Here is a 25,638-nt window from a genome sequence, read left to right as displayed (position 1 = left end):
AAATCGCTCCTGAACTAACTAGCTTTAAATTTAGAATACAAAACATCGAAACCAGACTGCGTATCCCAGATTCGAAGGATTGTATCGGTGCCAACTAGGTATGTTTTAAGTAACTTAATAAGGTCTCTGTACTTTGGATCATCTTTAAAAAAGCGATTGGTTTGTATAAAACCGTTTAATGGCATTGGTACAGGATATGCTTTGCAATTAAACAGGTCTTCCAGATTACCTTGTAGGGCAATGAAAGCATTTTCATCAGACAAACCAAAAGGATCATCTATAAACTGACGTTCAAGTAAGAACACCAGTTTTAGAGCTAATTGTCCTTGTAGGGTAAGTTCCCATTTGGAAAATACGGCAATAATCTCATTATTACCACCTTCATTAAGGAAAATGGCGATCATATCTTTCTTCTGCTGATCTAAATATTGTTGTTTTGAATACATTGGAGTATTCGCTGAAAGCGTAAATAGCATTGGCAAATATAGCTCATGTGTTTCGAAGCCTGCGTAGCCTTTGAATAGAACCTTCATTGTCGAATCAAATAACTCTTCAGCACGACTTTGTTCTGTATTCCAAGCTGTTAAATCCTCATTAAACTGCCTAGTGTTGAGCATATATTGGTAGCCCGTAATTTGATTAGAAAAATACTGATCATGGCAGTAAATCCCCCCATTAAGCATAGGCCCCATATGTTTAATAAACTGAATAAACAATTCGTTCTCTGGCTTTAGCCGAACAGATAACATCCCATTAGTGACAGGGGAGCCTGTCACTAATGGATATGCTGATCTAATCAACTCAACAGGTTTACTGAGAGATAATGCCTGATTACTATTTTGAGAATTTTGTTTTGCAAACATACTCGTAGTTTTTGATCTCCCAAGAGCTTTTGCTGACTTCTCAGAACCAATCAGATCGTAAGCCCAAATAGGTTGAATGCTGCATGACGAATGTGTAGCTGCAAGTAAAGCATCTGATGCGTACTTAGTCATGTTACTGTCCTCCTACTTGAGCATCATCTGACTGATCAGAGTCTAGTAGGTTAAGTTGCTCGAACTTGCGTGGACGGCCAAGTTTGGTAGCAGGAACTTTTGGTATTTGGCTGGTTCGGAAGCTCCGAATTTGTTCTCCATTAGTAAAGGCGAAGTACTGATCATTTTTGCATATGTAGTCAAACGTAGCCTTAAGATTCTTAAGCATTTCATGGTCGGTATACTCCAAAATGCCTAAGGCACGATAGCGGTACTCATCTTTCTTCATATTGCAGATAAAAGCAGTCCCAAGATTGTTTGTAGCAACTTTCCATTTCTCAGCAATATATTGCCCCCACGTGATGTCCTCACGATGGTCATTGGCATTGAAGAAGTAATAAAGATGTCCATGGAATCCCTTGGTTGGGGTGTGTTCGATACGCAGGATATACCCGAGCGCATGCTTAAGCTGATTATGCTTAGATGCATCATAGAACCGAATAAAAGACTCTTGCATAAACTCACTATCATGCTCAGCCTGAGCAAAATCAGTTGAGATAGCAAGTTGTTGAAGCTTAGCTGGATCGCGTATTAATCCTAGGTCTACTCGAACAACAAGGATTCGAGAATGGATTTTGAGTAGAGTCTCTACAAGCTCAACACAACGCTTTTTAGAACGGCGTCGATTACTAGCACGATTCGAAAGTTGTTTACGAATTGAGACACTACTCATTCTTGCTGCAAACAGTTCCTGAAATTTAATTAAAGCTGCAACATAAGCCTGAGCCTGTTCAGATGTGTAACACTGATTGATCAGAGAAAATTCATAAAGGGTATATTGTTCTTCCTTTGAAAGTTCTAAGAATGAATCCTTAAAGGCCTGTAACTCTATGCCCATCTTGTAATTACCAGAGTGAGCAAATACAAAGATTGTCGCAATTTGGTTTTTCAGCAAAAGTGGAATATCTTTCGCATACTCAACACGTAGTTGCTCTTTGCCCTTAAAACTTTGAATAGATTTTAGTGTCGCGATTGGGCGCACTTTCTCAAAATACTTGATGAACTCAATACGACTGAGCATTGTTTCAACTTCAGGGGGGATACTCGTTCTGAATGTTTGAGTCTTACCGTTTTCTATCATGTATTCATGAGTTGAAAAATCTTCCTTGAGTTGTTCTATGAACGCATCTCTATCTGCATCTAAGAATTGTGCGACAGGTGGAAGAGTTGGTTTAGCTAAGGTGTTGGTGTTCAAAGATTTCATAATATACCTACATACAAATAATTAATTACGTATCAGGCGTCATGAGGTAAAAGCTCTCCCTATGGACATCGTTTAGAAATGTCCATTAGGGTAGGCGTAGAGTGGGTATTGGCTAATCTATCTGGAGTGTATTCATCTCACATGGATACACACTTAAATCAATCTAATCCATAAGCAGTATTTGCTAAGGCACACTGCTTATGACAATAAGTATCTAGTAGATTAATTACATATATCTAATATTACTTATTACAATTGTATTTAAACCGAAAAGCCGATTGCACTTTACTCCGAGAATGCTCTACCAAAAAATGACGGTAATACGAGGACTTTTTAAAAGTTACGATGTCCTGCGTTACGCAGCATTTAAATGGCTTCGTTGAGCAATTCTTAGATTGATCCACATTCGGAAATTGCTAAGCTTCCAATTGAATGTACTTCTCAATTTGATGTGTTGCTGGCTTTGGTTTAAGCTAGTCATATTGATTCCTTATGTAGCAAGTTTTGTATGCTTTATTGCATAAGGAAAATTCTAAAAAAAATTTCACACCCCTTAAAAAACTGCGGAGAATTTATCTAACCTATTGATATTTTTATTTTTAATGTCTTTAAAATATGGAAATTTCATTGTAATTATTATTCTTTTAATTTTTTTTTTAACTTTTTTAAGAGCATGCCAGTGTAGAACTAACAGGCTCTAAATAAACTATATGAGTAATCGGGTTTTTTATTGGGGTAGGAAGGGGAGTCTTAAAGTTTTCTACCTTTCTTTTCTATAAGATTGTTCAGCGCATCATATAGGTTTGGTTCGCTTTTCTTTAACCAAGATTTAGCTCCATTCAGTAATTTTAATCTTTGATCGAAGTCTCTAATTTTACTTTTTTGTGCTTCTAAGTCAGAAATCTTTTTCTGATAAAATACTCTTATTTCCTCATAACGTTCGATAGGATGGCCTGCAAAAGAAGTTAGGGGTTGATTACGGTTCTGAGCTTGTATGATTACAGTTTTTTTACCATATTTTTCAATTTCTTTGACTTCCGCTGTAGATAGATCATTTCGAGCTGCAAAAAGAAAATACTCAGCTTCTTCTTTTTTTCGTAAGCAATGTTCTATTTCAGCATTGTATTCTTGAGTGAGATATTCTGGAATCTTTGAAATAGCTTGTTCCTCAATTGCTCCTAAAACCATCTTCATACTTGAGTAAGCTTTTTGATTGCTTTTAATAAAACGTTGAACAATTGAGAGGTAAGTTTTTTTTACCCGTTGGGATTGTTTATGACTGTTTCGGGCTAATTGAGATTGCCTAATTTGTTTATAGATTTCTTTTGGTAGGGTGTAGACATAGAAGGAACAATCATAATGCTTGGAGTAGAGACTAAATGCTTCTTTAAAATGTTTCTCAGCTTCTTGTTCTGTTTTTTTGAATATTCTGATTTTAGTTGATACTAGGTTTTTAAATTTACGAATTTCAATCGCGATTTCATTATAGTGCCGTTCAAGTCGGTCCTCTTCTGGAATGTAGATGTAAATTTCCGATTCACCTCGAAGTAATGGTGGAGGTAATCTCCATGCCTGTTGACGGAGAGTCTTTTGTTCTGGCGATTCTTTTAATAAGCCTTGATCAAGCTGTTCATAAAACCACTTTCGGTCATTCTCCGTTATTTCTTCACTGATAGGTTCCATTTGTTCAGGTAAATAAGCTTTGTAGTGTTCGGCATAGGCTGATGGCAAACCATAGGGAAATTTATGTCTTCTAATAATATGTTCTTCAAGTTGGTCAATTAAGCCAATAAGTTTTTTGATGTTACTCGTAGATGTAGTTTCTTGTTTAGCCTTAGTATTTTTTTTAGCTGAAGTTACCATGTAATCAAGTTCACTTATTAATTTTAAAGAAGTGCAAATATTATAATTCGTAACTGCTTAAAATTTAATAATGATTTAGCCTAACTTGCAGGGGATTTTAGATACTAGGGTAGGATGCTAGCTCTTAAATCACACTCTATTTATGTACCGACTTGTGATGATTCTGTACCGACTTGCGATGTTTTGGGTGAAAAGTAGTCAAAATTAAAGTGTAGTTTCGAGTTGTAATTATTGGACTATAAATTGTAATACAGTGATCTATTTTAGCGGATTATAAACCTATTATGGACTGAATCAAGTCCTAGAAAATCACTCATTCTTGTTTAGTTAATAGTATGTTTCCGATACTACAACAAGAGCATCAAGAGCGGTTCATCAACTGTAATGCAAGATTATAGGCTACGGTTTTAGAAATTGACTCTGCTACAAAGAACTCTTGGGGTGGGGTGAAGTCTAAAGTCTGTTTACGATAATACGTATGTTTTCCTGTCTGTTTGTCTTTAAAAATAAACTCGTCATATGTATGAGAATATTCTTGTCCATACAGGGGACCACCAAGACACTTTAACCGAAGCACTGAACCATCCTTAAATTTACTTAATGGTTAGTTTAAATGGCTAATCTAATGAAAAACAATAACAATCCCTTTACGACTTAGTCGACAGATCATTGACACCTTAAATGTTGCACATTATCCTTTGCTTGCTGGCCTACATTGCCAGTCGGTTTTAGCAGACCGTTCACTCCGCATCAGAGAATTATTTCTTCTGAGGAATAATTCAATGTGTGTATCTCCGTTCCCTCCCGTTGCGGTAGGACGGGAGAGGGACACATTCGTGTGTGCTAGTTGAGTGACTAGTCTGCTAACCCTCTTTCGTTCTGCCACCATAATTCTAAATTAATGCTTTGGCAGAACTCCAAATATAAGGAGTTGGCTATGCATGTTCTTTTTATACCCCCTGATTAGTTTTAATAGGGTTTGATGAACTTCTGGTTTTTCAAGCTTTAGTTTTTTTCGTCTAAAAATTTAACTTTAAAAATATGTCATGTGAGATACACCGTGGCAGGGCCTCAATTTGCCTAAAAAAGCCTAAGCTCCATGACCATGTTACTGGATATAACGATGAAGAATAAAATTTTGATGGGTGTGGTCGGTGTCAGTGTTCTGATTCTAAATGGCTGTACTTCCGATTTTGAAAAGGGTGTCAAACATGGCTGTTACAACATGGGGGGCAGTCGCAGCTACTGCTCTTGTGTCTATGACAAAGTCGAAGAACATTATGGAAAAACTGTCATGCGCCAGATTGAACGTATGAGCTATCTCCCAAATGACCTAGACCGTGTGATGTATCAGTCAGGTCAACAATGCATGGACAAGCTTTAACACCAGATATTTAAAGCCTTAAGCAAATTATTAAATCACTCATTTCCTGTTGCCTGTTCGGGCAACGGGAAGGGGTTATGCAACTCAAATTAGGAATATTGATCATGAAACATCCATTTTTTACGTTCTATTTTACGATTGTCATTGGTTACTGGCTGTATTGCATTTGGGAATATCCGGGTCATTACTCTGGTGCTTATCTATTAGGGCGTGCTCTGGTCTGGCCTTTTATATTTATACGCTGGTTCTTCTAGGGGGGACTTATGGTGATGAGCATATCGGATCGAATCCAGCAAAGTCAGTGGGTGTCCTTATTACGAAGTAGCGACAATATCTATTTTGCGCCAGTCATTCCTAATAAGAAGCTACAAGGTGCCATGACCTATCTTCCTCATGGCGTAAATCCTAACGATGTATTGATGTTAATTGATGACACTGTGTTTGGCAGTGCCAAGGTCGGGATGTGCCTCACGGCAAAGGGGATATTTTACAAAGCCAGCTTTGAGGATGAGCAAGCCTATCTGTTTGAACATATTCAGCAGGTAGAGGCTGATATTGGAATGATCACCAGTTCCATTCTCATCAACGGTCAGGATGAACTGAACTTTACTCAACTGGATAAAGGTGTTGTGAGAACCCTAGTTGCCTTCCTAAAGGAATGTTGTCAGGGGCAACATGGTAGACAAAGCACTCATCAGAAAGTTGTAAGAATTGATGCCGAGATGCAAATCGTGATTGATCTGTTTGCCTATTTTATTACCTTTAATAGGAGGCAGTGGAATGCCAGATCAAAAGAAGTTGTATCCGATCATTTTACTAAATTGAATGATCAGGCAGTGCATCAGTATGTCGAAAAACTATTGAGTGAACAGATGAGCTTCGATTATGACGACTTGTTGCATCGGTTGGCCGACCTGAAAGATAGACTTGCCTATAACTTTCGTAGGGAAATGATTGAGCAACTGGTCTATGCCATGGCACTCGGTCAAGTTGAGCAGGAGCAGGCTGATTTGTTCATGACTCATTTGTGCCGAGTATCCAATGTCTCTAGGGCAGTCTTTCCAGACCTCGTCAAAATTATCTATCAATGTTTAGCAGAAGAACAAAATAAGAAAAGAGCTCCTGATTTGAATCATGAGCAACGACAGGCATGCCAACTTCTTGAGATTCAACCTCACGTATTGAGTGAGCAAACCCTGCAAGCCGCTTACCGAAAAAAGATGGCAGATTTCCACCCCGATAAATACCAGAGCCTACCAGAATCAGTACGCCAATTGATTGAGCAACAAGCCCAGCAATTCAACCAAGCCAGAGCTGTATTAAAAGCTTATCTCGGAGTCTAGCCGATGAAGATCAATACCCAACGGCTCATACGGCGCTGGAAATGGTATGCAGCTTATATCGTGATTTTTATCCTGACGTTTACCTTGTTTTATGCCTATGACCATATCGGAAAAACATAAATAAAGAAAATTTAAATACACATTACCTCTGTGAATAAGGTACTGCTCCTGATGAAAACCTCTTGATCAGTATTGTCTATCACGTGAATAAATTCGAATTTAGAGTACTTACCATGATGAAAAAACAATTACTTTGCTGTTGTATTACCAGTGTTTTATTTCTCGGTGGCTGTTCAAAAAAAGAGGAACCGCAGACGGTACAGGATGAATATGATGTCTCTGGTTCAGGCGAGAGTGAGACTGAAACTGAAACCGTAGCAACATCACCAGTCATTCTCTCAAAAACTGCTGTGCAACCTTTGCCTTTGATTGATGGTGATATTCTGGGCAACTTTCCAGAGGATGATTACCGATACGCAAGTCCGGCTAGATTTCCACTCAATATCGTCGAGAGACGAGATGATCAGGATACCCATTCATTTGACCAAGTCGCTGGGATATTAAGACAGAATTTGAAACTACGTAATGATCAGATTGTAGTGATGGGTCGTGAAAGTGGACCAATGGAAGGGATGGATCAAGTTCTGTTTGATTTAACTAATGATCAGCTCTATCAGTTTGCCAATAATCTGGCAATCAACTATATCCGGATGTTAAAAACACCGATCATTAAGCCGAAAGGTGAGTTTGAAACCACGGAGCAATACCAGTTACGTGTAGAGCAGACCCAAGCAGAGTTGAAGGCTTATCAAGTTGATTATGATGTCAACCTATTGCAGAACGCCTTAAATAAAGCCATGCGTCGACTTTACATTAAGGGTGGATTTGCAGACCCTGATTATCAGTACAATGCTGATCAAGGTATTCTGACCTTAAAGCTTGAAGAGAATGCATCATCTCGAAGACTAGAAACTTTACTCACGTTACCTATGGCAGCAGCAGATGCACAGGAACTGGTAAAAGGTTCAGGTTGGGCAAGAGCTTATATCATGGACTTTAAACAAAACCACTTAAAAGTATCTGGGGTACTGTTCTTTAAGTTTCGTTCCCAGATTACCCAACAACAACGGGTAGGGGGTGAATCGCTCATCTATACCCAAGTGTATAAACCCATTAAGTTTGAACAAAAATCGATTGATACATGGTTAGAGCCGAATGTCGATTTTGCAACGCTACCGTTTCAGGATGTCTTGAACTCGGCAGCGAACCAGTTTGAATTTGGTTTAAAGCATTACCTTCCAGCAGAGACTTATACCAAACAGTGGGAAGCAAAACGCCAACAGGCTGAATAGCATTATTTAAAACATAACCCTTCAAGAGGACTTGCTGATCAGGCAGGTCCTTTTTTTATGCCTTTTATTTAAGGGAGAGGTCCATGCACCAGTGTCCTTACTGTCACTCATTACATATCACATTACTGCGCCAGACTGAGCCTACTTCTGGTGTATTTGCAAAGCTTTCATCATTTTCACCGATGTCTCTGGCAGCAGCCTGTATGCAATTGTCCAAACGTAGTCCTGTTCATCCTTTGGTAGGGGGCTTAGTTGGCTTAGTGATCGGGGGCATGTTTCTGCTTTACGTCCAGCATCAAGACAACATGGTGACGCTGCATTACAAGTGTGAGCAATGTCTGGAACATTTTGAAATCCAGCAATCTGGATTTTCATAACTCCCATCTTTTACAGCATCCAAACTATTTAAATCACTTAAAGGAAATCAATCATGGCACATCAAATAGAAACTATGGCTTTTGTTGGTCAAACCCCTTGGCATGGCTTAGGAAATCAACTCCCTCAAAATCAGCCGATAGAAGTCTGGGCACAGCAAGCGGGTATGGACTGGCGCATTGAATCTTCTAATGTCAGTTATATGGCAAAGAATGAACGAGGGCAAAATATCATTCTGCCCTTTGAGGAACAGCGAGTGCTTTATCGTTCAGATACTCATGCGCCGTTATCGGTGGTGAGTCAGCGTTATCAGGAGGTGCAACCGATGGAGATATTAAATTTCTACAAAGACCTCACTGAGCAGTCAGGTTTTGAACTGGAAACGGCGGGGGTACTCAAAGGGGGGCGTAAGTTCTGGGCATTGGCAAGAACAGGGCAATCGGCAGCGTTGAAAGGCAAGGATGTTAGTAATGGCTACATTCTTCTGGCAACAGCATGTGATGGCACATTGGCAACCACGGCGCAATTTACCTCAATTCGTGTGGTGTGTAATAACACTCTGGCGATTGCTCTACGTGGGCAGAATAGCAGTGCAGGTGTGGTGAAAGTTCCCCACAGTACCAAGTTCGATGCAGAGAAGATTAAACAGCAACTAGGTATTTCAGTTCGTGCATGGGATGAACACATGTATGAGATGAAGCAACTGAGCCAGCGTAAAGTCACCCAACAGGAAGCTGCAGCCTACTTTGATGCCGTGTTTAATAACACGAACTTGAGCATTGCCGAACAGGATGAAAGTATCATCCAGTTCTACCGTAATGTGGCAAGACCTCAACCAATTCATTCATCCAAAGCCGACAATAGAACTGAACCGAATGGACGTGCTATGTCTAAGGTCATGACAATGTTTAACGGACATGGACGTGGTGCAGAGTTAGCTTCAGCCAAAGATACAGCCTATGGTTTACTTTGTAGTCTTACTGAGTTTGCGGATCATGAACGCCGTGCAATGAGTCAGGATCATCGATTGGATTCAGCATGGTTTGGAATGGGAGCTAACATTAAACAACGTGGGCTGGAACAGGCTCTAAGAATGGTGTCTTAATTTTTAATTTAAACGTTTTAATAGTAGGAGCTCTCTATTTAGAGAGCTCAATTTTAAAATTAAAAAATAAATATAATTTTTTTTTACTGTTTTAGAAGATTTTATCTTATTAAAAGTTCTATTAAATAAAAGGGTAATACAGTTACCAAAAAAGAATGGCCATTTTACGATTATCAATCAAACATAAGGGAAGGCGAGTTAGATTAAAGGGTAATTGTTTCTGGCAAAGTTGGTTTTGCCCAGCTTATCGTACTCATTACAATAGGTAGAAGTAAGATACAGCTTATCTTCTTCCATGAAGTCATTATTTGATTCTCCTCTCATTCGATACCTACTACTGTCGTGATATAACCAGTCGTTAAAAGAATTAAGAGGCCTAAAGACATCTCAAATAAAATGGCATAACCCAGTTGTTTAGCAAATTTCGGATCTTGTAAGCGAGGAGTGAAATACCATTTATTAAACGCGGCTAATAACAGAATACTTAGAACGAATAGGATTTTAATAATAAATCCATGCCCATAAGGAGTATTTAGCAGAGTATTGAAATCTTTAATCAGTAACAGAGCAATGCTGGCACCACAAGCAAGTAATATCCCTACAACAAAAGCTGCAATGCGTCCAAACAAATGCATGCGTTCTTTTAATGGTAAGCCAATAATTCTTTTACTGGTTTTCCATAAAGGATAAAGTGATCCCATCCATAAAGACATTACAAGTACATGTATTGACAATAAAAATTGAGCGAATAATGGTAAATTCGTAACGTGACCTAGTTGGGAAAAGCTAAAAACTATTGGTATGAGTAATATGGCAAATATGGTTCCTTCAATTTTCGAAACTTGAATAGTACCTTTACTCAGTTTTATGATCATAAATAGTAGTAACAATGCAAAACTGATTGACCGGATGATATGGATATGTCCAATAGGAGTATTGATCAAAATATTTATGTAGTTACTGTCCCACATGCCGGAAAGACCTGTATTGGCGAAACTCCCTATAAGAATGAAGAATCCTAAAACACTTGAAAAAAAGCCTAAACCAGCACCTATAGTGATGTATTTAAGAATCGTTTCCTTAATTTCTACATAACGGCCAAGTAAGAAATAGCAGAAAGCACCTCCGATAACAGATGCAATTCCTAAATATAGAATGACTTTAATTAGCCATGTTGCATATATCCAAGTTTCAGGAACCATATTTTTCTCCCCTTTTTATAGCAATATGCCAGCAAGCTGCTGGCATATTGCTATTTACTTTCTATTGTTATTTTGCAGATTTAATAGTGAAGTTATATTCACCATTCATGTTGTGGCCATCTGTACCCATTGTGGTCCAAACCACCGTATATTTTCCTTGTTTGAGTTTTGGTATTGCTACTTCGAATGATTTTTTCAAATCATGATTTACTTGATAATTTAAAGGGATGTCTTTGCGTTGAGCATCAAGTAATTTAACGTTCATGAGCATGACCGGTTCACCAAAATTTAACGTTATATTTTTTGGCTGGCTTGCTACCGTAGTATTAATTGCAGGAATTGCACTCTCAAGTTTGACATGTGCAAATGCGCTTGAAGCAGCAGCAACCATAGTTGCGCCTACTAGAACGTTACGTAGAGCTGACATTTTATTTTGAAAAATTTTCATTTCTTCATCCTCTTTAAACTAATGCTTGAATAAGTAATGACCGAATGAAAATCATAGTTTGGAAGCTTGGTCATCACCTTGTAGGTCTATTATTAAAGAATGAGAGAAACACTCCGATGACTTCAAAATTACATTTTTGTCATTTTTAAAATTGAAAAGGTACAAGTGTTACACTGACCTTATAGAAAATAATGTTCATTAAATAAACAAATAAGAGAAGATTTAGTACGCCTTAATCAGCCCTTTATTTTAAGAATTAAACATGAAGGAGGTTTTATATGAACCATCATCATCATGAAGAAAAAGCTGGCAACAATGCATTGACTGATCCTGTTTGTGGCATGGCTGTAACAGATACATCTAAATTTTTTGAAAAAATTGAGAATAAAACTTTTTACTTTTGCAGTGAAAAATGTCACTCAAAATTTAAAAGTGATCCTGATTTTTATATAACTAAAGCAGAAAAAACAGCGACAGTTAAAGAACCCGATAAAAAGATCAATTCAGATTTAAATGAAACTAGCCAGCCGGTTAATGTTAATACTTCTACAATTTATACTTGTCCAATGCACCCGGAAATACGACAAAATCATCCTGGTAACTGTCCTATCTGTGGTATGACCTTAGAGCCTTTACTTCCGAATCTAGACGAATCAGACGAGAATACTGAGCTTAAAGACTTTAAGAGAAGGTTTTGGTACACCTTACCTTTGACTATTATCGTAGTTTTTTTAGCAATGTTTGGCCACCGTTTTAATTGGTTCGACATGCAAGTGCAAAGCTGGATTGAGCTCTTCCTAACTTTGCCTATTGTCTTTTGGGCTGGCTGGCCTTTTTTTGTTAGATGTTGGCAATCAATCCTAAATCGTAGTCCAAATATGTGGACTTTAATAGGAATCGGAACTGGGGCAGCATTCATTTACAGTTTGGTTGGAACGGTAGCACCTCAAGTATTCCCGGCTTCATTTATATCTATGGGGCGTGTTGCAGTATATTTTGAAGCGACAGCTGCAATTATTTCACTGACCTTATTAGGTCAAGTCCTAGAGTTGAAAGCACGATCACAAACCTCAGCAGCAATAAAATCACTACTTGGATTGGCTCCTAAAACTGCAAGAATAATAAGAGGTGATGGTACGGAAGAAGATGTTCCACTATCCCATGTGCACGTAGGTGACTCATTAAGGGTACGTCCAGGGGAAAAAGTCCCTGTTGACGGAGTCATAACAGAAGGTACAAGTTCTGTAGATGAATCAATGCTGACAGGAGAACCTGTTCCCGTTACAAAACGTGTGGGTAATCAAGTCATAGGTGCAACAATGAATATGAATGGTTCATTAGTGATTCGTTCGGAAAAGGTTGGATCTTCAACAGTACTTTCTCAAATAGTTCAAATGGTAGCTCAAGCCCAACGCTCTAAAGCTCCGATGCAACGGATGGCAGATCACGTGGCAGGATGGTTTGTCATGGTGGTTATTGCTATTGCTATCTTTACATTCTTGGGTTGGGGAATATTTGGACCAGAACCAAGTTGGGTTTATGGTCTCATCAATGCTGTTGCAGTCTTGATTATCGCTTGTCCCTGTGCTTTAGGACTTGCTACTCCAATGTCGATTATGGTTGCAACAGGGCGTGGTGCATCAAATGGGGTGCTTTTTCGTGATGCAGCTGCGATAGAAAATCTTCGTAAAGTTGATACGTTAATCATTGATAAAACCGGCACGTTAACGGAAGGACAACCATCTTTTGATAAGGTTATTGCACTTTCTGGATATGAAGAAAATGAGATTCTTCGCTTAGCTGCCAGTTTAGATCAAGGAAGTGAGCATCCTTTAGCTGATGCTATCGTACGAGCAGCTCGTGAAAGAAAACTTTCACTAATGAAGCCCTCATCTTTTGAGTCGGGATCAGGTATTGGTGTTAAGGGCGAATTAAATGGACAACATTTAGCTTTGGGCAATACAGCATTGATGGAACAACTTGGAATATCTGTTGATGCCTTTATTTCTCAAGCAGAAAAGTTAAGAGCTGAAGGTGCTAGCGTTATGCATTTAGCTGTTGACGGTAAACTTGTAGGGCTATTAGCCGTTTCTGATCCAATCAAAACGAGTACTCCTGAAGCTGTACTTTTATTGAAAAACTCAGGTTTGAGAATTGTGATGGCTACTGGAGATGGTCTAACAACAGCAAAATCAGTTGGTACTAAATTAGGGATCAATGAAGTTTATGGGGAGGTTAAACCAGCAGACAAACTAGATTTAGTGAATAAATTACAAAAAGAAGGACGAGTGGTTGCCATGGCTGGCGATGGGATCAATGATGCTCCCGCTTTGGCCCAAGCTGATATTGGAATTGCAATGGGTACCGGTACTGATGTAGCAATGAATAGTGCTCAAGTTACCTTAATTAAAGGTGATTTACGTGGTATCGAAATTGCTCGCTCCTTATCAGAAGCTACAGTAAAAAATATGAAGCAGAATTTAATGTTTGCTTTTCTTTATAATGCTTTGGGTATTCCTCTAGCGGCTGGAGTATTGTATCCGTTCACTGGATGGCTGCTTTCACCAATGATTGCTGCATTAGCAATGAGCCTAAGTTCTGCCTCGGTTATTGGTAATGCATTACGATTACGTAATTTCAAATAAGCAGTATTGGCTACTCACAAACTAATTTTAAAATGAGTAGCCTATAATTAATTTTTAAAGACAATTTTAAAGATAATGCGTCCATCTTCATAAGTTGCTTGAATCGTAGCTCCATGAACATCAAGAATAGATTTGGTAATTGCTAAGCCTAAACCAGTACCTTCTTCGACACGTTGTCTTGAAGCATCAGTTCTATAAAAACGGTCAAATAGTCGATTCAGCTGATCTGATGATAACGGTGAGCTTTCATTTTCAATTGTAAAAACAGTCGTATCAAAGTTTTGTTGATATTTGATTTTGATTACTGAATCTGTTTTTCCATATTTGATTGCATTTGACAATAAATTGCTTAGAGCACGACGTAACATAGATGGATCGCCTTTAACAGAACCGTACCCCGTTTGTTCCAATAACATACCCTTTTCAGCAGCAATCGCATCGTAAAAGTCAAATAAAGCAGATACTTCTTTTACTAAATTAACTTGCTGTAAATTTGGTAAATGTAACCCGTGCTCAGCCTTTGCAAGGAATAGCATATCGGAAACCATCCGAGCTAAACGTTCAAACTCTTCCAGGTTGGAAAAGAGGACCTCCTGATAGGTGTTAATATCTCGACTACGTGATAAACAAACTTGGGTTTGAGTCATCAAATTATTAATAGGTGTTCTAATCTCATGAGCGAGGTCTGATGAAAAATCTGAGAGCTTTTCTACCGCTGTTTCTAAACGATCTAACATATCGTTAAAAGCTATGGCCAGTGATTTTAGTTCAGTTGGAGTGTTTTCAACTTCTAGGCGTTCAGAAAGATGTTGAGCTGAAATACCTTCTGCTACTTTTGCCATCTTTTGAACTGGACGTAATCCCTTCCATGCAGCAAACCAGCCAAGGAACATTAAACAAATAGTGCCTAAAACGCCGATATATAATAACTGCCGTCTAAAGTCATTTAAAAAATGTAGATGCTCTGATGTATCTATTCCAACAATAATTTGAGCTGACGGAATACTCTTATTTCTATCAAAAGACTTTTTATAAACTAAACCACGGTATGTTTTGTTCTGAATCTCCCATTCTATCCATGGAGTATGTCTAGATTTGACTAAAGCTTGAGTTTTAATCACTGCTGGTGCTGAACTAAAAATAATTTGTCCAGTTGGGCGCTCTATCTGAACAATGAGGTCATGATGACCAATTAGTGCATCTTTTAAATATATATTTAATTCATCTGTATTGGCTGGGTTTTGCTCAAGAAGGTTTTCTACAAGTTGAATTTTACCTTCTAACTGTGTGCGGTCTTGAGTTTCGAAATGATGCATTACAAGTTGATGAATAACCAACCCCATAATCATTAAGATGATGACGGTAGAAAGAGAGAAGATAATTGCTATACGGAAACTGATAGCATTAAACAGTTTATGAGTCATCTTCTACCTCTAGCACATAGCCCATTCCACGTATGTTCTGAATAAGCTTAGGGCTAAAATTGCTGTCTATTTTACTTCTTAACCGCTTAATAGCGACTTCCACTACATTGGTATCACTATCAAAATTCATGTCCCAAATTTGAGAGGCAATGAGAGCACGAGGTAGAATTTCTCCTCGTCTTCGCATAAATAACTCCATTAATGCAAACTCTTTGGCTGTTAGATCAATACGCTGTCCAGCCCGAGTCACACGACGTTTACGGAGATCAAGTTCAAGATCGGCAATCGTAATAATATTGCTGTCTTCTTTTTGTAGACCCCGACGAAGTAAACTTTTTATTCTTGCGAGTAGCTCAGCAAAAGCAAAAGGCTTGACGAGATAATCATCGGCACCTAACTCTAAACCTTTAACTCTATCTTCAATCTGATCACGCGCTGAAAGAAAAAGAATAGGCATTGTTTTTCCGCTTTTACGGATGTCATTAATGATATTCCAGCCATCTAACTTTGGTAGCATGACATCTAAAATAATTAAGTCGTATTCTTCCGAAAGAGCTTGGTGTTTACCAGATAATCCATCCGTAACCCAATCTGTAATATATCCAGCTTCAGAGAGGCCCTGTTTAAGGTAATCACCTGTTTTTTGTTCGTCTTCAACTAGTAAGATTCTCATTTAAAAAATCCCATACCCTTTATTAAGACCATAATAACGTTATAAATACGCAATTCGGTCTAGATTACAAAAATGTCATTTTCAGGTCACATTGATGTTCGGTGAGAGCCTATAAGGTAGATACATAAAGTTAGTTTTTGGAGCAAACAATGAAATCTCTATTCCGTCGTGGTTTAACTACTCTTCTATGTGTTGGGACTTTAGTTGCTGGAACTCAATCTTGGGCAGCAGATGCTAAACAGGCAAATAGTGCAAGTACAGAAGTCAAGGTAAATCCAAAAGCGCAAGAAAACTGCAAAAAGCCTTGTGACATGAAGAGTGAAGAGAAAAATCAACAAGATCATAGTCAACATGATCACGGTAAGATGACAGATATGTCCCAAATGGATCACTCAAAAATGATGAATATGGATCACTCTAATATGGGTGACATGGATCATTCAAAAATGATGAACATGGACCATTCTAAAATGAACATGTCAAATAAATAACGAATACGATAAATCAAAGATTGAGGGTGAAGTGAAAAATAAACCTACTTTAGCCCTCAACTAAATATTAGATAGGTGAAATAAATGTCTAAAAAGTTAAGTCATGTCCTATTGATAGGAGTGGGTTTATTTTCATCAACTTGGGTTATGGCAGCGGTTAAAGAATATGATTTAACAATTGCTGAGCAAACGGTGAATATTACTGGTAAGCCTCTAAAGAGAATTACAGTAAATGGTAAGTTTGTTGCACCTCTTCTTGAATTTGAGGAAGGTGATGATGCGGTTATTCGTGTCCATAACAAATTAAAAAACCAAGACTCTTCTATTCACTGGCATGGCTTAATCTTACCCGGCATCATGGATGGGGTACCAGGATTTAATCAGTTTGATGGTATCGCACCAAATAAGACTTATGAATATAAATTCAAAGTTCGTCAAAATGGTACCTATTGGTATCATTCGCACAGTAAAGGCCAAGAACAAGATGGCTTGTATGGGCCTCTCGTTATTTATCCAAAGAATAAAGTGCCTCTAACAGCTGGGGAAAAAGCTGATAGAGACTATGTTGTCTTACTCTCTGACTTTCATAACTCTACTAGTGGTCAGATTATGAGTAATCTCAAAAAAGAAGCTGATTATTATCAAAATCGAAGAGAAACTGTTTTTGATGTTTTTAAGCAAATTAAAAGGGATGGTTTAAAAGCTACGTGGCAAGATCGTTCCATGTGGAATCAGATGCGAATGCTGAAGACAGATATGTCTGACGTAACAAATTATACTTTCTTGATGAATGGTAAAACTCCAGAACAAAATTGGACTGGAAACTTTAAAGCTGGAGAGAAAGTTCGTCTTCGGTTCATTAATGCCTCGGCAATGTCTTTCTTTGATGTAAGAATTCCTAATCTGAAAATGACCGTAGTAAGTGCAGATGGCCAACCCGTAAAACCTGTGCCTGTTGATGAGTTTAGAATAGGAACGGCTGAAACTTATGATGTTATTGTGGAACCTAAACAAGCAAATTATCAGATAGAAGCTGAATCTATTGATCGCAGTGGATTTTCTGTTGGCACACTACACGATGAAAATACTACACCTGTAAAAAATATTGTGATGCCAAAACCACGCCCACGTTCCCTATTAACAATGGAAGATATGGGTATGGATCATGACATGTCTTCGATGAAAGGCATGGATCATGATATGTCTTCGATGAAAAGTGAATCAAAAGACCAGTCAATGTCTGGAATGGACCATGACATGTCTTCAATGAAAGGCATGGATCACGATATGTCTTCGATGAAAAGTGATTCAAAAGAGCAGTCGATGCCTGGAATGGACCATGACATGTCTTCAATGAAAGGCATGGATCACGATATGTCTTCGATGAAAAGTGATTCAAAAGAGCAGTCGATGCCTGGAATGGACCATGACATGTCTTCAATGAAAGGCATGGATCACGATATGTCTTCGATGAAAAGTGATTCAAAAGAGCAGTCGATGCCTGGAATGGACCATGACATGTCTTCAATGAAAGGCATGGATCACGATATGTCTTCGATGAAAAGTGATTCAAAAGAGCAGTCGATGCCTGGAATGGATCATGACATGTCTTCAATGAAAGGCATGGATCACGATATGTCTTCGATGAAAAGTGATTCAAAAGACCAGTCGATGTCTGGAATGAACCATGATATGTCAGCAATGAACACAAACACTTCTGAAACAAGTGATGTGGTGTATGGATGGGCAAACGCATCGACTCCAGTTGGTCAAAGAGCATTGAAGTATAGTGACTTACAATCTTTGAACCCTCAACAAGATACACGTGCTCCGGAACGCGAAATTGAAATTCGCTTGGGTGGAAATATGGAGCGTTATATCTGGACTATTAATGGTAAGAAGTTTAATCAAACAGAACCATTTAAAGTCAAATATGGTGAGCGTATACGTTTAAAATTCATCAATGACAGTATGATGGCCCACCCAATGCATTTGCATGGCATGTTTATGCAGCTTGAAAATGGTCAAGATCCTAGCAATATGCCAAATAAACATACAGTGATAGTTCCACCAGGTAAAACAGTGACAACTTTACTTACTGCTGATGAGTTAGGTGAATGGGCTATCCATTGCCATTTGCTATATCACATGTCTGCTGGAATGATGAATAAACTTATTGTGGCAAATGTCGATAGCAATGGTACTGATATGAAGGATGTTGTTGCTCAACCTAAGACAAATGATAAGGGAGTAAATCAACATGCGCACCACTAAGAAATTATATTCAAAGACACTTTTATCTATCGCTTTAATCGGATTGTCAGGTGTGGTTTTTGCAAATAATGGTTCTACTGAGAACATAGATAATAGTGTAAGTCCTACTCAGTCAGAAGGTATCAATATCCTATTAAAAGAGCCTGGTGGTTTAGGATATGTTGAGCGTAATGTTTATCAGAAACCATCTACTGACAATGATAAAGGTAAAACCAAAGCTTCTGAAAACCTCATGCTTAATCAGAACCACGATAAGCATCTTAAAGAGCATGGTGGACAAATTTTTCAATCAACAAAGTTTGAAAATGAGTGGACTGTGGATGAAGATGGTAAAGGAGCTTTAGGTTCTAAAATAGAAACATTGATAGGAACAGATGAAAATCGTCTTTTCATTGAAGCCAATTTGGATAAGACAGAAAGTAATGATCCAAAATACGATGTGTCAGCACTTTATAGCCGTAATGTAGCACCGTTTTGGGATGTACAAGCTGGGGTAAGATACAGTGAAGATAAAAATAACAGCAACAGCGATCGAGTTGATGGTGTTATTGGTGTATTAGGATTAGCTCCTTACTTCTTTGAAACTCAAGCTTATTTATACGGTGGTGAGAATAATTTTTGGGGAGCAAGTTTTGAGGTCGAGCGTGATTTCTTATTAACCCAGAAATTGATTACACAGCCTTATCTAGAAATGGATGTGGTATTCAGTGATGACTCTGACTATGCTGCAAAATCAGGTTTGTCAGAATTGAAAACTGGTATCAAAACCAGATATGAGATTACTAAGCGTATCAGACCTTTCATTGATGTTGCTTATCAATATGAAAAAGGACAAAAAGCTACTTCTATGCAAGAGGCTACTGAGTCTGAAAAAGGGTGGAAATATGGTGCAGGTATCGAATTAGTTTTCTAGAGAATTTTGCTATATGACTAGTAGCGTAAGATGCTAGTCATATAGCAAAGAATTAAAAGTAATTCCATTTATAAATTAATAACCCTCAAGTTATAGCTAATTTAGTTTCATAATCTCCAATTTCTTTTAGAACACCACATTTATCTACTGTACATAATCCATCACATGTTCGTCTAATATCTAAGAGTTGCTGAATTAATTTTTGTTGAGAATTTATATTTTCTTTAATAATTTTTATATGAGAGTCAACAAGATGATTGATGCTTGAACAATTCTGATTCGGTGTGTCTTTATACGATAGTAATTGTTTTATCTCACTTAAATTCATATTAAGTGTACGGCAGTTTAGAATGAATTTTAGGCGATCTATATAATCCTCATTATACAGCCGATAGTTCCCTTGAGTTCTTTCGGGAGATGGAATCAATCCTTCTTTTTCATAGTAACGGATAGTTAAAACAGAGCACGATACTTTTTTTGCTAATTCACCAATTTTTAAAGACATATCAATATCTCTAATTTTCATCTTGACTCTATAGTAGCTATAAGGTTTTTAATATGCAATAAATTAAGATCTGACTATAGGCACATCAATGAGTGGTTGCGGTTGTAATAAAGGAAGTTCTTGTGACGACACTAAGCAAAATCAACCTGAATCAGAAATAGATTCTTGTAAGGGTAAAGATTCAGCTACTGAAGAAAATAAAAGTTCTTGTTGTGGTAATAAGGTAGAAAAAGTACCTAATTATGATGAAAAAGATTCTTATGGTAGTAATCAGCCGTGTTCTGGGGAATTGAATTCGTGCTGCGGTCCAGATTCTTTAAAGTCACCTGAATTAGTTAATGGGGATAAACCTATAGCGACTTTCATCAGTGACTATAACATTCCGAAAATGGATTGTTCCGCAGAAGAACAAATGGTTCGGATGACTTTATCTTCTTTAGTGGATGTTAAGAGATTGGTTTTTGATTTGCCAAACCGGAACTTAAAAGTTCTGCATAATGGTGAAAGTAAAGAAATCACTGCAAAACTCGAAGCTCTTGGATTTGGAGCGAAGTTAAATAAAACTGAATTTTATGAAAATAAAGAGCATGCACAAGAAGCCAGTACTTTTTTAATTCCGAAGATGGATTGTTCGGCAGAAGAGCAAATGGTAAGAATGGCCCTTTCTCCCTTGCATGAAGTTAAAGGTTTATCTTTTGATTTAGCACAAAGGAAGTTAGTTGTTTTCCATACAAATGGGATTAATGAAATTACTACAAAACTTGAAGCCCTCGGTTTTGGTGCAAAAATTGTTGAAACGGTAAAAGCTACAGGAGAATTGCCCGAGACACTTGACCCAAATAATCAAGCGAAAGTTCTAAAATTATTATTAGCAATCAATGGTGTTCTTTTTCTTATTGAATTCATAAGTGGAATTATTGCAGCATCAACGGGGCTTATTGCGGACTCTCTTGATATGTTTGCGGATGCTGCCGTTTACGGTATAGCACTTTACGCAGTAGGGAAAGCCTCTAAATATCAATTAAAAGCAGCTCATTTTGCAGGATGGATTCAACTTTTATTAGCTTTGATCGTTATTGTTGATGTTGTCAGACGCTTTATGTTTGGTAGTGAACCTGAGTCAGATTTGATGATCCTTATTGGCTTCTTAGCACTTATTGCTAACGTATCGTGCCTGTATCTCATTTCTGGACATAAAGATGGTGGAGCTCATATGAAAGCGAGTTGGATCTTTTCCGCTAATGACGTGATCGTAAATATGGGAGTTATTTTAGCAGGTGTGCTTGTTGCATGGACTGGTTCAGCTTACCCAGATTTGATTATTGGCATCCTTGTTTCTCTGTTTGTGCTTAATGGCGCTCGAAAAATTTTGGCGTTGAGATAAGAGGCAGACAATGAATTTATTTCAAGTAAAGCAAAATCAGACCGTAAAAATCATTGATCTTAAAAAAGGCTCTCAGTTTCAAGATAAAAGTGATCCTGTTCTTGAACGTCTAGAACTGCTTGGCTTTCGAGTCGGTGAATCCTTACAAGTACTTGCGAAAGGGCTTTTCGGTGGTGACCCAGTACTGGTCCAAATCGAAACTTCACGTTTTGCATTAAGAAAAAATGAAGCAGAACGAATTTTTGTAGAGATTATCAATGAACACTAAAAATATTGCACTTATTGGTAATCCCAATTGTGGTAAAACCTCTCTTTTCAATACACTCACAGGTACTCGTCAAAAAGTTGCTAATTACGCGGGAGTAACGGTTGAACGAAAGGAGGGTTTTTTTAAATTACCTTCTGGCGATACTATTCGAGTATTGGATTTACCTGGGACTTACAGTTTAAAACCAAGTAGCTTAGATGAAGAAGTAACTAGAGCTGTTTGTTTTGGCGAATTAAAAGGCGAAGTCATACCTGATATTTTTGTATGTGTTGTTGATGCTACTAACCTTCATCTTCATTTAAGCCTTGTACTTGAAGTCAGAGCATTAAACAGGCCTATGATACTTGTTCTCAATATGATGGATGAGGTTAGAAAGCGTGGAATTTCAATTGATACAACGAAGCTATCTCAGCTTTTAGGCATTCCTGTCGTTGAATCGGTAGCTGTAAAAACAAAAGGAATTCAGGGGCTATTGACCCAGTTAGACCAAAAGAAATTATTTGTTGCCCCTTATCATTCTGACCTAAGTCACTTCGACCAAATTAAGTACATTACAAAACAGGTCATCTTGAAAAATGATAATGGTGACAAAAGGACTGCTTTCTTAGACAAAATATTCTTACATCCAATTTTTGGATTATTAATATTGACCTTTACCATGTTTGTAATGTTTCAGGCAGTCTTTATTTGGGCCCAACCATTAATTTCATTTGTTGAAGATTCGATTACATGGTTTGGGGGGGTAATTGGGCCATTGATCTCTCATTCACTTTTAAGAAGTTTGATTGTTGATGGCGTAATTGCAGGTGCTGGTAGTGTACTTGCTTATATGCCTCAAATTCTGATCTTATTTTTCTTTATTCTAGTTTTAGAAGAATCAGGGTACTTACCTAGAGCTGCATTTTTGTTAGATAAATTGATGTCCAAAGCTGGCTTAAGTGGACGTTCATTTATTCCATTACTTTCAAGCTTTGCTTGCGCAATTCCCGGAGTTATGGCGACAAGAAGTATTAGTTCTGAAAGAGATCGTTTAGCAACGATTATGATTGCACCTTTGATGACGTGCTCTGCACGATTACCTGTATATGCTTTACTGATATCAGCCTTTATTCCAAACAAATTAGTTTATGGTTGGCTCAGTTTGCAAGGTTTAGTTCTATTCGGGCTTTACATGTCAGGAATCGTATCAGCTTTATTGGTTTCTTTATTTCTGAAATTAGTAAGAAAAGATAAAACTGAAAGTATTTTTATTTTTGAATTACCAACATACCGTATTCCAGATGTTCGAAATGTAGCTTTGGGGCTTTATGATAGAGCAACTATATTCTTAAAAAGAGTTGGTGGAATTATTGTCGCACTTTCTATTTTGTTATGGTTCTTGGTAACATTCCCCTTACCTCCAGATAATCCAACTATGCCTCCGATCAATTATAGTATCGCTGGACAGTTAGGCCATTTAATCCATCCAATATTTGCGCCGATTGGATTTACATGGGAAATTTGTATTGCTTTGATTCCTGCGATGGCAGCTCGTGAAGTAATTATTGCTGCGTTAGGGGTAATTTATGCAATGTCTGGTGATGAGGATGCAGTTACTCAGACCTTATTATCTCAAATATCAGGCCCGGATGGTTGGAGTCTAGCGACAGGTTTGTCTTTATTAGTCTGGTTTATTTTTGCTCCACATTGTTTAGCAACATTGGCTACCATAAGAAGGGAAACTGGCAGTTGGAGACAGCCTATCATTATGGCAACTTATTTATTCTCTCTTGCTTATCTCTTTTCATTTATCACTTATCAAGTGGTGAGTAGAGTTACATAATTTAATAGTGAATATAAATTTTTATATAAACAGTTAATTAGGAATAGTAGTGTAAGTTACTATTCCTAAGACCTCACGATTGCTATTTTCATTAGAATCTGTAAAACTAAAAAAGTATAAAATTTGGTCTTATCTCTATGCAGTGGTTAAAGACATGCCTATCGCTGTTTTTATCGTTTGCTATCCTCTTTGTAGGATCGGCAGCAGCTGCTGCATCTGTGCATAAAAAATGTTTAATGTCTTCAGAAAAGATGCAATCTATGCAAATGATGCAATCACCTGAAAATAATCAGGTAAATGCTGCGCATATGGATTGTATGAAGGCGGACTCAAAAATCAAAAAAATAACGGTTCATGATTCTTCTTGTATGTCTGAACCAGATTGTATTGCTTCATTTGCAAAAATTGCTTTTCCCAAAGACTCTTTAGTCCCTTTGCCGGAAATAGCAGGACCTTTATTAGATCAATCTAATTTTACCTCTCCTAATCAACAACTTCCCCCATCCATTCTTTATAGTTTATGGCGACCCCCACAAGCCACCTAATTTGATGACCTTTTAATCATTCATAGTTGATCTATGGGTGTTTTGCATATTCGTATGCGCATCATTTTAGGATGAGAATTATGCCTCACTATAGAAAATTGCCGTCCAAAGTATGGGTAAGGCAATCGTTAAGCATTGTGTGTCTATTATTTTTGTATGGTCATGCAAATGCAGAAATACTGACTTTAGAGAACGCCTTAAAGCGTGCTGAGGAAAATGCACCTACTTTAAAAGCAAATTATGCTCAGATTGAAGGTGCAGAGAACAATGTACTCGCTTCAGGCATTTTACCTAATCCCAAACTATTTGTTGGATTAGATAATTATCCAGTATCTGGAGATTCTGCTTGGTCAGTCACCCAAGAGGGTATGACTATGCAGAAGATAGGCGTTATGCAGGATTTTCCAAATAAGGCCAAAAGAAAGGCCGAAGTTGAACTTGCTCAAGCTGAACTCGGAGTTGCAAATAGTCAAACACAAATTCTTCGAATTGATCTACGGCAACAAGTCGCTACAGCATGGTTTAAGCGCTTTTATCTTGAGCAAAAGCTAGCGCTGATAGATAAGTTACTTGCAGAAAACGGGCTGCTTGGAAAACTGACTCAAACACAAATAATTTCAGGTCAATCGTTGATCGCTGATGCAATGACACCTAAACAAGAATATACGGTATTACTTGATCAAAAGGATGATTTATCGCGAGATCTGACAAAAGCAAAGCTGGAGTTGCATCGTTTAGTCAGTGCAAATCCTTTGGAAAACTCCTCTCAGATAGAGACCTTACCAACTCAGGCCCCCAACCTGCGAGTTGATACCGCGCAACTATATCACCACCTACATCAACACCCTGAACTGAAGGCATTTCAAGCACAAAAGCAAGTCACTGAATCAAAGCTGAAACAAGCACAAGCTTTACAGAAGCCAGATTGGGGAATAGAGGTGGCTTACCAGCATAGAGCTCCAGAGTTTGGAGACATGATTGGAGTTCAGTTGACGACAGAAATACCAGTATTCTCAAGAAAACGAAGTGGTCCCCTCATTCAAGCCGCGTTAGCAGAGCAAAATCGAGTCACTGCGGATCAAGAAGCAAAATATCGTGAGCATTTAAGCATGTTGGATGATGGACTTGCAGATATTGAAGCTCTTAATCAGCAAATTAAGCGGGCTACTCAAATGAGTATTCCTTATGCAATGCAAAAAGAGCGGTTACAGCTCGCGAGTTATCAGGCAGGAAAAGCCAAATTAACTGATGTAATAGCAACACGTCAGGCACTACTTGAACAACGGATGCGTCTTATTGATCTTCAACAACAACAATCAATGATAACGGCTCAACTGTACTTTAATTTTGTTGAACCCACTCAAAACCATACCGAGGAGTAATC

General features: G+C 37.9%; 24 protein-coding genes. 15 read left to right on the top strand and 9 right to left on the bottom strand.

Features of this window, described 5'->3' with window-relative positions; genetic code table 11:
- Positions 1–14: 14 nt before the first annotated feature.
- The 4 genes from J663_RS09580 to J663_RS09565 all read right to left on the bottom strand — a co-directional run bounded on the left by J663_RS09580 (position 15) and on the right by J663_RS09565 (position 4,678).
- Positions 15–995, bottom strand: coding sequence for a hypothetical protein (locus tag J663_RS09580; protein ID WP_033849354.1), 981 nt, complete (start codon positions 993–995; stop codon positions 15–17).
- Between the two features lies 1 nt (position 996).
- Positions 997–2,238: a YagK/YfjJ domain-containing protein gene (locus tag J663_RS09575; protein ID WP_033849352.1), complete on the bottom strand. Its 1,242-nt coding sequence runs from the start codon at positions 2,236–2,238 to the stop codon at positions 997–999.
- Between the two features lie 750 nt (positions 2,239–2,988).
- Positions 2,989–4,101: a hypothetical protein gene (locus tag J663_RS09570; protein ID WP_033849351.1), complete on the bottom strand. Its 1,113-nt coding sequence runs from the start codon at positions 4,099–4,101 to the stop codon at positions 2,989–2,991.
- A gap of 361 nt (positions 4,102–4,462) precedes the next feature.
- Entirely contained in the window at positions 4,463–4,678 is a 216-nt protein-coding gene (locus tag J663_RS09565) for a hypothetical protein (RefSeq protein WP_033849349.1), read from the bottom strand.
- A gap of 546 nt (positions 4,679–5,224) precedes the next feature.
- Between J663_RS09565 and J663_RS09560 the strand changes: the two genes are divergently transcribed.
- From J663_RS09560 to J663_RS09540, 6 genes are all read left to right on the top strand, one after another.
- On the top strand, positions 5,225–5,485 hold the full coding sequence (locus J663_RS09560; RefSeq protein ID WP_033849348.1) for a hypothetical protein: 261 nt from the start codon (positions 5,225–5,227) through the stop codon (positions 5,483–5,485).
- A 104-nt stretch (positions 5,486–5,589) separates the two neighbouring features.
- A complete protein-coding gene (locus J663_RS19415; RefSeq protein WP_002017940.1) occupies positions 5,590–5,739 on the top strand; it encodes a hypothetical protein in 150 nt (49 codons plus the stop codon).
- Between the two features lie 15 nt (positions 5,740–5,754).
- Entirely contained in the window at positions 5,755–6,828 is a 1,074-nt protein-coding gene (locus J663_RS09555; RefSeq protein ID WP_033849657.1) for a molecular chaperone DnaJ, read from the top strand.
- Between the two features lie 233 nt (positions 6,829–7,061).
- Positions 7,062–8,180: a hypothetical protein gene (locus tag J663_RS09550; RefSeq protein WP_033849346.1), complete on the top strand. Its 1,119-nt coding sequence runs from the start codon at positions 7,062–7,064 to the stop codon at positions 8,178–8,180.
- Positions 8,181–8,263: 83 nt separating this feature from the next.
- Positions 8,264–8,557 carry a hypothetical protein gene (locus J663_RS18895; protein ID WP_081404690.1) on the top strand — a complete coding sequence of 98 codons (294 nt, stop codon included), beginning with the start codon at positions 8,264–8,266 and terminating at the stop codon, positions 8,555–8,557.
- Positions 8,558–8,610: 53 nt separating this feature from the next.
- Positions 8,611–9,660 (top strand): DUF932 domain-containing protein, encoded by a 1,050-nt coding sequence (locus J663_RS09540; protein ID WP_033849343.1) that lies wholly within the window; start codon positions 8,611–8,613, stop codon positions 9,658–9,660.
- 320 nt (positions 9,661–9,980) lie between these two features.
- Here the strand turns inward: J663_RS09540 and J663_RS09535 are convergent, their stop codons facing one another.
- Both J663_RS09535 and J663_RS09530 read right to left on the bottom strand, forming a co-directional pair.
- Entirely contained in the window at positions 9,981–10,862 is an 882-nt protein-coding gene (locus J663_RS09535) for a copper resistance D family protein (RefSeq protein WP_033849342.1), read from the bottom strand.
- Between the two features lie 67 nt (positions 10,863–10,929).
- Positions 10,930–11,310 carry a copper resistance CopC family protein gene (locus J663_RS09530; protein WP_000689218.1) on the bottom strand — a complete coding sequence of 127 codons (381 nt, stop codon included), beginning with the start codon at positions 11,308–11,310 and terminating at the stop codon, positions 10,930–10,932.
- 278 nt (positions 11,311–11,588) lie between these two features.
- Between J663_RS09530 and J663_RS09525 the strand changes: the two genes are divergently transcribed.
- Complete coding sequence (locus tag J663_RS09525) at positions 11,589–13,955, top strand: heavy metal translocating P-type ATPase (protein WP_033849340.1); 2,367 nt, start codon at positions 11,589–11,591, stop codon at positions 13,953–13,955.
- Between the two features lie 47 nt (positions 13,956–14,002).
- On the opposite strand, the gene J663_RS09520 is transcribed toward J663_RS09525, so the two are convergent.
- Together J663_RS09520 and J663_RS09515 are read right to left on the bottom strand one after the other, a co-directional pair.
- Positions 14,003–15,379, bottom strand: coding sequence for a heavy metal sensor histidine kinase (locus J663_RS09520; RefSeq protein ID WP_000149044.1), 1,377 nt, complete (start codon positions 15,377–15,379; stop codon positions 14,003–14,005).
- Entirely contained in the window at positions 15,369–16,052 is a 684-nt protein-coding gene (locus tag J663_RS09515; RefSeq protein ID WP_001221578.1) for a heavy metal response regulator transcription factor, read from the bottom strand. The genes J663_RS09520 and J663_RS09515 overlap by 11 nt, the downstream gene beginning before the upstream one ends.
- A gap of 149 nt (positions 16,053–16,201) precedes the next feature.
- On the opposite strand from J663_RS09515, the gene J663_RS09510 reads away from it, so the two are divergent.
- From J663_RS09510 to J663_RS09500, 3 genes are all read left to right on the top strand, one after another.
- Positions 16,202–16,543 carry a hypothetical protein gene (locus J663_RS09510; protein WP_033849339.1) on the top strand — a complete coding sequence of 114 codons (342 nt, stop codon included), beginning with the start codon at positions 16,202–16,204 and terminating at the stop codon, positions 16,541–16,543.
- Between the two features lie 84 nt (positions 16,544–16,627).
- Positions 16,628–18,817, top strand: coding sequence for a multicopper oxidase domain-containing protein (locus tag J663_RS09505; protein ID WP_033849337.1), 2,190 nt, complete (start codon positions 16,628–16,630; stop codon positions 18,815–18,817).
- Positions 18,804–19,730: a copper resistance protein B gene (locus tag J663_RS09500; protein WP_033849335.1), complete on the top strand. Its 927-nt coding sequence runs from the start codon at positions 18,804–18,806 to the stop codon at positions 19,728–19,730. The genes J663_RS09505 and J663_RS09500 overlap by 14 nt, the downstream gene beginning before the upstream one ends.
- A gap of 85 nt (positions 19,731–19,815) precedes the next feature.
- Here the strand turns inward: J663_RS09500 and cadR are convergent, their stop codons facing one another.
- The gene (gene cadR / locus J663_RS09495; RefSeq protein WP_024436134.1) at positions 19,816–20,235 is read right to left on the bottom strand and encodes a Cd(II)/Pb(II)-responsive transcriptional regulator; all 420 of its coding nucleotides are present in this window, start codon (positions 20,233–20,235) and stop codon (positions 19,816–19,818) included.
- An 88-nt stretch (positions 20,236–20,323) separates the two neighbouring features.
- Between cadR and J663_RS09490 the strand changes: the two genes are divergently transcribed.
- The 5 genes from J663_RS09490 to J663_RS09470 all read left to right on the top strand — a co-directional run bounded on the left by J663_RS09490 (position 20,324) and on the right by J663_RS09470 (position 25,636).
- Complete coding sequence (locus tag J663_RS09490) at positions 20,324–21,619, top strand: cation transporter (RefSeq protein WP_033849333.1); 1,296 nt, start codon at positions 20,324–20,326, stop codon at positions 21,617–21,619.
- Between the two features lie 10 nt (positions 21,620–21,629).
- Positions 21,630–21,887 (top strand): FeoA family protein, encoded by a 258-nt coding sequence (locus J663_RS09485; protein WP_001048221.1) that lies wholly within the window; start codon positions 21,630–21,632, stop codon positions 21,885–21,887.
- Positions 21,877–23,709, top strand: coding sequence for a ferrous iron transporter B (feoB, locus tag J663_RS09480; RefSeq protein WP_001093284.1), 1,833 nt, complete (start codon positions 21,877–21,879; stop codon positions 23,707–23,709). Before J663_RS09485 ends, feoB begins: the two co-directional genes overlap by 11 nt.
- Before the next feature lie 137 nt (positions 23,710–23,846).
- Positions 23,847–24,254 (top strand): hypothetical protein, encoded by a 408-nt coding sequence (locus J663_RS09475; RefSeq protein WP_001198643.1) that lies wholly within the window; start codon positions 23,847–23,849, stop codon positions 24,252–24,254.
- An 80-nt stretch (positions 24,255–24,334) separates the two neighbouring features.
- The gene (locus tag J663_RS09470) at positions 24,335–25,636 is read left to right on the top strand and encodes a TolC family protein (RefSeq protein ID WP_033849330.1); all 1,302 of its coding nucleotides are present in this window, start codon (positions 24,335–24,337) and stop codon (positions 25,634–25,636) included.
- Positions 25,637–25,638 lie beyond the last annotated feature (2 nt).

It is taken from the genome of Acinetobacter sp. 826659, assembly GCF_000588515.1.
In the GTDB taxonomy this organism is placed as follows: domain Bacteria; phylum Pseudomonadota; class Gammaproteobacteria; order Pseudomonadales; family Moraxellaceae; genus Acinetobacter; species Acinetobacter pittii.
The sequence above is the reverse complement of the archived record's forward strand: the minus strand, read 5'-3'. Positions and strand labels throughout refer to the sequence as shown.